Here is a 7,915-nt window from a genome sequence, read left to right as displayed (position 1 = left end):
CGACTCGACCGCCCTCCCCGCCCCTGCTGCCGGCCGGTTTTCCGCCAAGCAACGCGGTCGTCTCGTCGGGCGCCCCGGGGTTTGGAGCCCCGCACGCTGGCGGCGGCCCATCACCGACTCTGACCGGCCCCACACCGGCCACCCGCAACGCAAGGCGCAACGCCCGCCGGAAACGCTCGACCCCCTCGGGAAGGCACCCCGGAAGACTCGACTCGACCGCCCTCCCCGCCCCTGCTGCCGGCCGGTTTTCCGCCAAGCAATGCGCCTGTCTCGCCGGGCGCCCCGGGGCTTGGAGCCCCGTACGCTGGCGGCGGCCCATCACCGACTCTGACCGGCCCCGCACCGGCCACCCGCAACCCAAGGCGCAGCGCGCGCCGGAAACGCTTGACCCCCTCGGGAAGGCGCCCCGGAGGACTCGACTCGACCGCCCTCCCCGCCCCGTCCCCGGAGCTGTGTGGGCGGGGGATACTCCCGGCGTAGAGTCCGACCAGATTTGGGAGGGTCGGCCGGTGGAGTTTGGGGTGGTGGCGGGTGGTTGAGGGGGAGGGGGCTGTGGGGGCGGCTCGGGTGTTGGTTGTGGATGACGATCCCGCCATTCGGCGCGCCCTTGAGCGGGGGCTGCGGTTGGCGGGCTATCGGGTGCAGTTGGCCTCGGATGGGGCGGCGGCCCTGGCTGCGGTCGGGACCGGGGAGGGGGCCGGGGGGCAGGCGGCGCCGCAGGCGATCGTGTTGGACGTGGCCATGCCCGGGCTTACCGGGATCGAGGTGTGTGCCGCGTTGCGTGAGCGCGGGGTGGATACCCCGGTGCTGATGTTGTCCGCTCGGGACGAGACCGTCGATCGGATCACCGGGCTGGAATCGGGTGCGGACGACTACCTGGTCAAGCCCTTCGACCTGCGTGAACTCGAACTCAGGCTGCGTGCGCTGCTGCGCCGTCGACCGCCGGCCCCGGCCGGGGATCGGGTGCTGCGGGCGGGGCCGCTGACCCTGGACGGTGCCGCGTATCTGGCCACCTACGACGGTGTGCCGGTGAACCTGACCGCTCGCGAGTTCGCGGTGCTCGACGTGTTCGTGCGCAATGCCGGGCTGGTTCTGACTCGGGATCAGCTGCTGGCCCGGGTGTGGGGCTACGACTTCGAGGTGCGGACCGATGTGGTCGACACCTTCGTGAGCTACCTGCGCCGCAAGCTGGAGGCCGATGGCAGGCCGCGCCTGTTGCACACTGTACGCGGGGTGGGCTTCGTGCTCCGGGTGTCGGACGGCCGGCGGTGAAGGCGGCGGAAGTGGTGGACACGGCGGGCGAGGTCACCCCGACCGCCGCCGCCGGTGGGTCCGTCGAGGCCGACCGCCGCCCCCCGGGCGCGCCCTCGCCGCCCCGGCGCCGGCAACTGTCGATGCGGTTGTCCACCCGGATCGCGCTTGCCGTCGGTGTCCTGGTGCCTCTCCTCGTGATCGCGGCCGGGAGTCTGGTCGTGCGGTGGGTCACCGCGGATGTGACTCACCGTCAGGACGTCACGTTGCGGCAGCGCGCCGATCGGCTTGCTCCGGACGCGCGGGCGCTGCTGCGTGCCGTCGAGAACGACCGGGAGAATGCCGTGCGGGTCCGGGAGACCAGGCTGTTCGACGGGGCGCTCGACGTCGGGGTGCGCGTCGAGCTGCCCGGCGGGCCGGTCGCCGCCGGGCCGCAACCGCCGCCCGAGGTGGCGCTGCCGGAGAATCGGCGGTCCGGGCCGGTCACCGTGCGCTCCGGCGGCAAGGCCTGGCGCGTGATCACCCGGCCGCTGGGCGCCACGCGCTCCGGGGCGCCCGCGACGCTGCGGGTGTTCCAGCCGACGGCGGAGACCGAGGCCCGTACCGCGCTGCTGCGCCGCCGGGTGTTCGTGGTCGCGCTGTTCGCCGTACCGATCTCCGCCCTCGCCGGCCTGGTCGTCGCCGGTACGACCACCCGCTCGTTGCGGGCGCTGCGTCGACGGGCGGCGGCGATCGAACCGGACGACCGGGAGCGGCCCGACGTACACGTCCCGTCGGGGGTGGCCGAAGTAGACGAACTCGGTCGCACCCTCGCGGACGTGCTCGGGCGCTACGACGTACAGACCGCGCGGACCCGGGACGCCCTGGACACGGCGCGCGCGTTCGCCGCGACGGTCGACCACGAACTGCGTGGGCCGCTCACCGGGATGCGTACCGACCTCGACGTGCTCGCCGGCTACCCCGACCTGGCGGCGCACGAGCGCGTCGAGGTACTGGCCGACCTGACCGCCGGCCACGAGCGGATCCTGTCCCTGCTCACCTCGCTCCGCGCACTCGCCCAAGGCGACCTGGCCGACGCGCAACCCTTCGAACAGGTGGACCTGGTCGAACTCGCCCACGAGGCGGCCCACGACGCGCGGCTCCGACGGCCCGGCGCGGAGGTCGAGGTGGTCGGCTCCGGCGAGGTCCGGGTGGACGGCCTGCGTCCGGGACTGCGCCTGGTCGTGGACAACCTGATCGGCAACGCACTGGTGCACGGGCGCGGCCCGCACGGGCCGACCCCGATCCGGGTCACCGTCGAGGCGGTACCCGACGGCGCCCGGATCCGGGTGGACGACGCCGGCCCGGGGATTCCGGTCGACCGCCGCGCGGCGGTCTTCGAGCGGTTCCGGCGCGGACCGGACAGCCCGGGAGCCGGTCTGGGACTGACCCTGGTCGCCCAGCAGGTCGAGCTGCACCGGGGCCGGGTCACGGTCACCGATCCGCCCGAGGGCGTCGGCACGCGCGTCGAGGTCGTACTCCCGCTGCGGCACCCGGCGGCGGACGCGGCCGGCGACGACGGGATCCGGCACGACTGGCTGACCCGCGAACCGGGGGCCGTCGCCACCGCGAAGTGAGCCTGGAATCGGCCCGGAGGAAGCGAGCCTCGAAACGGCCCGAAGACCGAGGGGATCGGGCGATTCCCCGGCCGAGTCCGGCTTCACAAGAACCGCACAGACCGCTCACAAGAACCCCACAGATCGGCGACCTACTCTCACGGCACGCCACCCCGCAGCGGGGCGGTGAACCGTGAACTCGGGAGATCCACCATGTCTCGCCGTACCACCACTTCGCGCGCCCGCGCGCCCCGGCGCCTCGCCACTCTGGGCGCCCTCGCCGCCCTGACCACCGTCGGCGCCCTGGTCTCGGCACCGGCCGCCCAGGCGGGCCCGATGCCCGCCGGCGACAAGCACAAGCCGGGCATCTGCAAGCGGGTTCCGACCATTGACACGCGCCTGACCAAGGCGATCGAGCGGCTGGGCGGCGACGCGACCGTCAAGGGTTCCATCGCACACCTGCAGGCACGCATCGCCGAGGCGGACAAGCTCAACCGCCCGGCCGTGAAGACCTACCTGAACGACAAGTTGACGACGCGTCAGCGTCTGTTGCCCGAACTCAAGCAGCGCAAGGCCGACCTGGCGAACGTCAAGACGTGGTGCGACACGCAGCCGTCCGCCGCGGGCAAGTGACCGGCGTGCGCCGCCGGATCGGCGGACTCGTCGTGGCGGCGCTCGTCCTCGGCGTCACCCTGACCGGGTGCGGCGGCTCCGACGGCGGCGACAACGGGTCGAAACCGGCCGGCAGCCGGGTCACGCCCGCCGACGCGCCCTCGGACATGGCCTCGACGGTGGCCGAGGCGGAGAAGGCCGCCGACCGCGCCGACCAGGACGCCACGGCGGCAGAGGACCCGCCGGGCTGACGGCCCCGCCGGACCTCGTGGGCCCCGGATCTCACGGCCGCGGGATCTCACGGCCCTGGGATCCCGCGGCGCCGGGACCACACAGGCCCACCGACCCACGACGATCGGTACGTACACCCCCGGCGGGCCGCACGAGCGGCCCGCCGGCCCCACGTCCACCCGGCGCCCCCGCCTACCGCGCGGCCACTTCCGCAACGGGCTCGTCGGCCGGGACCCGTACCGCCAGGAAGGTCGGGGTGTGCCGCAGTCGAAAGCCCAGCGACTCGTACAGCCGTATCGCGTTGGCATTCCCCGCCGAGGCATGTAGGAACGGAGTCTCGCCCCGACCCCGGATCCCGGCCACCAGCGCCAGGACCAGCCGCGTGGCCAGCCCCCGCCCCCGGTGCGCGGGATCGGTACACACCGCGCTGAGTTCGGTCCAGCCGGGCGGACGCAGGCGCTCCCCGGCCATCGCGATCAGCGCGCCCTGGTGGCGGACGCCGAGATAGGTGCCCAGTTCGACGGTGCGCGGCAGGAACGGCCCGGGCTCGGTCCGGGCGACCAGGTCCGACATCTCCGGTACATCGGCGGCGGTGAGTCGGACCAGCGAGTCGTCGGGGATGCCCATCACGACGTCGCCCAGGAGTTGTACGCCCGCCAGCCGCATCACCACCTCCCAGTCCTCGGGCGGCCGCAGGGTCTCCCCATTGGCCAGTGGTACGACCACGCCGGGACCGGCCAGTGCGGCCAGATCCGCCCAATCCGCCGCGCCCGGATCGTCCGGCAGCGCCGCGAACGGCGATACGTCGACGGGATAACGCCGCACCCGGCCCTTGCTCTCGGCGAGGCCGGCATGCGGCCCGGTCAGGGACGTGTAGACCGCGTTGTCCAACACCCGCAGGTCGCTCACGCGGCACCGCCCGGCCATCGGAACTGAGACATGATCCGCAGGCTACGAGCATGATCCCGCTCCGTCAAAGGGTGTTCACGGTTCGAAACGACGCCTGGGGCCGGCCTCGACCGGGTCGATGGACAAGACCGGACGGGCTGCGTTAGCGTCGCGACGTCGACCGATATCGGGGGAACGTCGCATGAGCGGGTGGATGAGTACGGCGAATCGCCGCGCCACGCCTGCCGCGTACCCCCGCACCGCCGCCGGCGCGATGTCGCCCCGGGCGTGGTTGACCCGGCGCCTGTTCATCGATCTGCGCCGCTCCGCCGGCTCCCTGTGTCACTGACCGGGTAGCACCCTCCACCCACCCGGGCCCACCCGGCTGCTCCACGAGACCGCCCGATCCGTGCGCGAAATCGCGTCCGGCAGGGCTCGTGGGCGCCCGATTCCGCGCATGAACTCCCGCCTGTAGCAGGCGACTTCGGCATGCCCCCATGGGCTGTCCGGCGCCGCCGCGCGCCCGGGCCGAATCATGGCGCGCGTCGTCCCGGCCGGGACCCATCTTCACCACCGCCACCCGCCGTGCCCGTCGAAAGCGAGAACCGAACCCATGTCGTCCGTACCGAACCCCGCGACCCCCCTCCACCTGGCCGTGGCCCTCGACGGCGCCGGTTGGCATCCGGCCGCCTGGCGCGAACCCGACGCCCGCGCCGACGAGTTGTTCACCGCCCGCTACTGGACCGACCTGGTCGCGGAGGCGGAGGCCGGGCTGCTCGACTTCGTCACCATCGAGGACGCGCTCGGCCTCCAGTCCACCACGTACGACCGCATCGACGACCGGACCGACCAGGTGCGCGGCCGACTGGACGCCGTGTTGATCGCCGCCCGCGTCGCGCCGTCGACCCGGCACATCGGACTGATCCCGACGGCGACCGTCACGCACACCGAGCCGTTCCACGTCTCGAAGGCGATCGCCACCCTCGACTACGTGAGCCTTGGCAGGGCCGGCTGGCGGGCGCAGATCTCCCGGCCGGTGGACAACGCCCACTTCGGGCGGCGCGCACAACCGGCGTTCACCTTCGCGGACCTCGGGCAGCCCGAGGCGGTGGCCGCGGTCGCGGAAACCTTCGCCGAGGCACGGGACTTCGTGGAGGTGGTGCGCCGACTGTGGGACAGCTGGGAGGACGACGCGGAGATCCGCGACGCGGCGACCGGCCGCTTCATCGACCGCGACAAGCTGCACTACATCGACTTCGTCGGACCCGGGTTCCGGGTCCGCGGCCCGTCGATCGTGCCGCGCCCGCCGCAGGGCCAGCCGCTGGTCACCGTGCTGGCCCACGACACGGTGCCCTACCGGCTCGGCGCAGACTCGGCCGACGTCGTGTACGTGACCCCGCGCGACCACGACCACGCGCGCGCCATCGTCACCGAGATCCGAGCCGAACAGCGGGTCGCGGGAAGGGAATCGGAGACCGTACACGTCTTCGGCGACCTGGTCGTCGCCCTCGACGAGAGCAGCGCGGCGGCACGCGAGCGCAAGGCGCGCCTCGACGATCTCGACGGCGCGGAGTACCAGAGCGACGCGTTCGTATTCACCGGCACCGCCGCCGAGTTGGCCGACCTGCTCCAGGACTGGCAGCGCGCCGGACTGACCGGATACCGCCTGCGCCCGGCCGCGCTGCCCCACGATCTGCACGCCATCACCCGGGAGTTGGTGCCCGAACTGCAGCGCCGCGGCGTCTTTCGCACCTCCTACGACGCGGGTTCCCTGCGCTCCCGCCTCGGCCTGCCGCGTCCCGCGAACCGCTACGCCGCGCCCGCGCCGGCCGCCGCCGCGTCGTGACCCCGGCGCACCCACCCGCTCCGCCACCCGCCCCGCCACCCGTACGAAGGAACCCATCCCGATGAGCAAGCCGCACAAGCAGATCATCCTCGGCGCCTACCTGGGCGGGGTGAACCACCACACCCTGTGGTCCGACCCCGAGGCCGGCAGCCAGATCGACTTCGCCTCCTTCCAGCACCTGGCGCAGACCGCCGAGCGCGGCCGGTTCGACTTCTTCTTCCTCGCCGAGGGCTTGGCGCTGCGCGAACGCCTCGGCCTGATCTTCGACCAGGACATCGTCGGCCGCCCGGACACCCTGCCGGTGCTCGCCGCGCTCGCCGCCGTCACCGAACACCTGGGCCTGATCGGCACGATCAACGCCACCTTCAACGAACCCTACGAGCTGGCCCGCCAGTTGAGTTCGCTCGATCACCTGTCCGGCGGCCGGGCCGGGTGGAACGTGGTCACCTCGTTCGACGCCTTCACCGGCGCCAACTTCCGCCGCGGCGGCTTCCTGCACCGGGACGACCGCTACACCCGGGCCGGCGAGTTCCTGGCCGCGGCCCGCGAACTGTGGGACTCGTGGGCGGCGGACGCGGTGGTCGCCGACCGGGAGGCGGGGGCGTTTCTGCGCGACGCCAAGACCGGCGAATTCGCGTTCGCGGGGCAGCAGTTCGACATCTCCGGCCGGTTCACCACGCCGCGCGGCCCGCAGGGCAGGCCGGTGATCCTCCAGGCCGGCGTCTCGCCGCAGGGTCGCGACTTCGCCGCCGGCGGGGCCGACGCGATCTTCTCCCCGTACCACCGCCTCGACGAGGCCCAGGAGTTCTACCGGGACATCCGGGCCCGGGCCGTCCGACTCGGCCGACCCGCCGACGCGGTCAAACTGCTGCCGCACGCGTCGTTCGTACTGGGGGACAGCGAGGCCGACGCGATCGAACGCCACCGCGACATCACCCGGCGGCAGATCGGCGGACGCACCGCGCAGATCCTCCTGGAGACGGTCTGGAACCGCGACCTGTCCGGCTACGACCCCGACGGGCCGCTGCCGGACGTGGATCCCGACCCCGAGGGCCCGCCGGTGGTCCGCGGTCGGGCCCGCATCGCCGAGGACGCGCACCGCAGGGTGGCCGAATGGCGTCGACTGGCGGAGGCCAACTCGTACTCCCTGCGCGACCTGGCGATCCACGTCTTCGGCCGCACCGAGTTCGTCGGCACACCCGAGCAGGTCGCCGACCGGATCGACACGTTCGTCCAGCAGGACGGCTCCGACGGGTTCATCCTCGGCTCGCACCTGACCCCCACCGGACTCGACGAGTTCGTCGACAAGGTCGTGCCGCTGCTCCAGGAACGTGGTTCGCTGCGCACCGACTACACCGGTACGACGCTGCGCGACAATCTCGGCCTGCCGTACCCGGACGCACTGCCGCACGCGCTCCCGGACACCCAACCGGACGCGACCCGGGTGGCCTGAGCCACCACGTGCCCGTGCCCGGTCGTCGCGGACGACGAC

General features: G+C 73.1%; 8 protein-coding genes. 7 read left to right on the top strand and 1 reads right to left on the bottom strand.

Going from position 1 to position 7,915, the window contains the following annotated elements; all coding sequences use genetic code 11:
• Positions 1–576: 576 nt before the first annotated feature.
• The 4 genes from ACFRCG_RS47890 (at position 577) to ACFRCG_RS47875 (ending at position 3,709) form a co-directional block, all read left to right on the top strand.
• Entirely contained in the window at positions 577–1,272 is a 696-nt protein-coding gene (locus ACFRCG_RS47890) for a response regulator transcription factor (protein ID WP_380042985.1), read from the top strand.
• Positions 1,269–2,867: a sensor histidine kinase gene (locus ACFRCG_RS47885; protein WP_380042984.1), complete on the top strand. Its 1,599-nt coding sequence runs from the start codon at positions 1,269–1,271 to the stop codon at positions 2,865–2,867. Before ACFRCG_RS47890 ends, ACFRCG_RS47885 begins: the two co-directional genes overlap by 4 nt.
• Before the next feature lie 192 nt (positions 2,868–3,059).
• Entirely contained in the window at positions 3,060–3,479 is a 420-nt protein-coding gene (locus ACFRCG_RS47880; protein ID WP_380042983.1) for a hypothetical protein, read from the top strand.
• Complete coding sequence (locus tag ACFRCG_RS47875) at positions 3,476–3,709, top strand: hypothetical protein (RefSeq protein WP_380042982.1); 234 nt, start codon at positions 3,476–3,478, stop codon at positions 3,707–3,709. The genes ACFRCG_RS47880 and ACFRCG_RS47875 overlap by 4 nt, the downstream gene beginning before the upstream one ends.
• A gap of 172 nt (positions 3,710–3,881) precedes the next feature.
• Here ACFRCG_RS47875 and ACFRCG_RS47870 read toward each other — a convergent pair whose 3' ends face one another.
• On the bottom strand, positions 3,882–4,598 hold the full coding sequence (locus ACFRCG_RS47870) for a GNAT family N-acetyltransferase (RefSeq protein WP_380042981.1): 717 nt from the start codon (positions 4,596–4,598) through the stop codon (positions 3,882–3,884).
• Between the two features lie 193 nt (positions 4,599–4,791).
• On the opposite strand from ACFRCG_RS47870, the gene ACFRCG_RS47865 reads away from it, so the two are divergent.
• From ACFRCG_RS47865 to ACFRCG_RS47855, 3 genes are all read left to right on the top strand, one after another.
• Complete coding sequence (locus ACFRCG_RS47865) at positions 4,792–4,926, top strand: hypothetical protein (protein WP_380042980.1); 135 nt, start codon at positions 4,792–4,794, stop codon at positions 4,924–4,926.
• Between the two features lie 264 nt (positions 4,927–5,190).
• Positions 5,191–6,423, top strand: a complete 1,233-nt coding sequence (locus tag ACFRCG_RS47860) for an LLM class flavin-dependent oxidoreductase (RefSeq protein WP_380042979.1) — start codon at positions 5,191–5,193, stop codon at positions 6,421–6,423.
• A 61-nt stretch (positions 6,424–6,484) separates the two neighbouring features.
• Positions 6,485–7,876 carry an NtaA/DmoA family FMN-dependent monooxygenase gene (locus tag ACFRCG_RS47855; RefSeq protein WP_380042978.1) on the top strand — a complete coding sequence of 464 codons (1,392 nt, stop codon included), beginning with the start codon at positions 6,485–6,487 and terminating at the stop codon, positions 7,874–7,876.
• Positions 7,877–7,915 lie beyond the last annotated feature (39 nt).

Source organism: Embleya sp. NPDC056575 (assembly GCF_042793325.1).
Classification (GTDB): Bacteria; Actinomycetota; Actinomycetes; order Streptomycetales; family Streptomycetaceae; genus Embleya.
Note: the sequence above shows the minus strand (reverse complement) of the source record. Positions and strands in the feature narration are given on the sequence as shown.

Coding starts and splice junctions, on each gene's coding strand:
- ACFRCG_RS47880 (WP_380042983.1), top strand. CDS start 3,060: ATGTCTCGCCGTACCACCACTTCGCGCGCCCGCGCGCCCCGGCGCCTC.
- ACFRCG_RS47865 (WP_380042980.1), top strand. CDS start 4,792: ATGAGTACGGCGAATCGCCGCGCCACGCCTGCCGCGTACCCCCGCACC.
- ACFRCG_RS47860 (WP_380042979.1), top strand. CDS start 5,191: ATGTCGTCCGTACCGAACCCCGCGACCCCCCTCCACCTGGCCGTGGCC.
- ACFRCG_RS47855 (WP_380042978.1), top strand. CDS start 6,485: ATGAGCAAGCCGCACAAGCAGATCATCCTCGGCGCCTACCTGGGCGGG.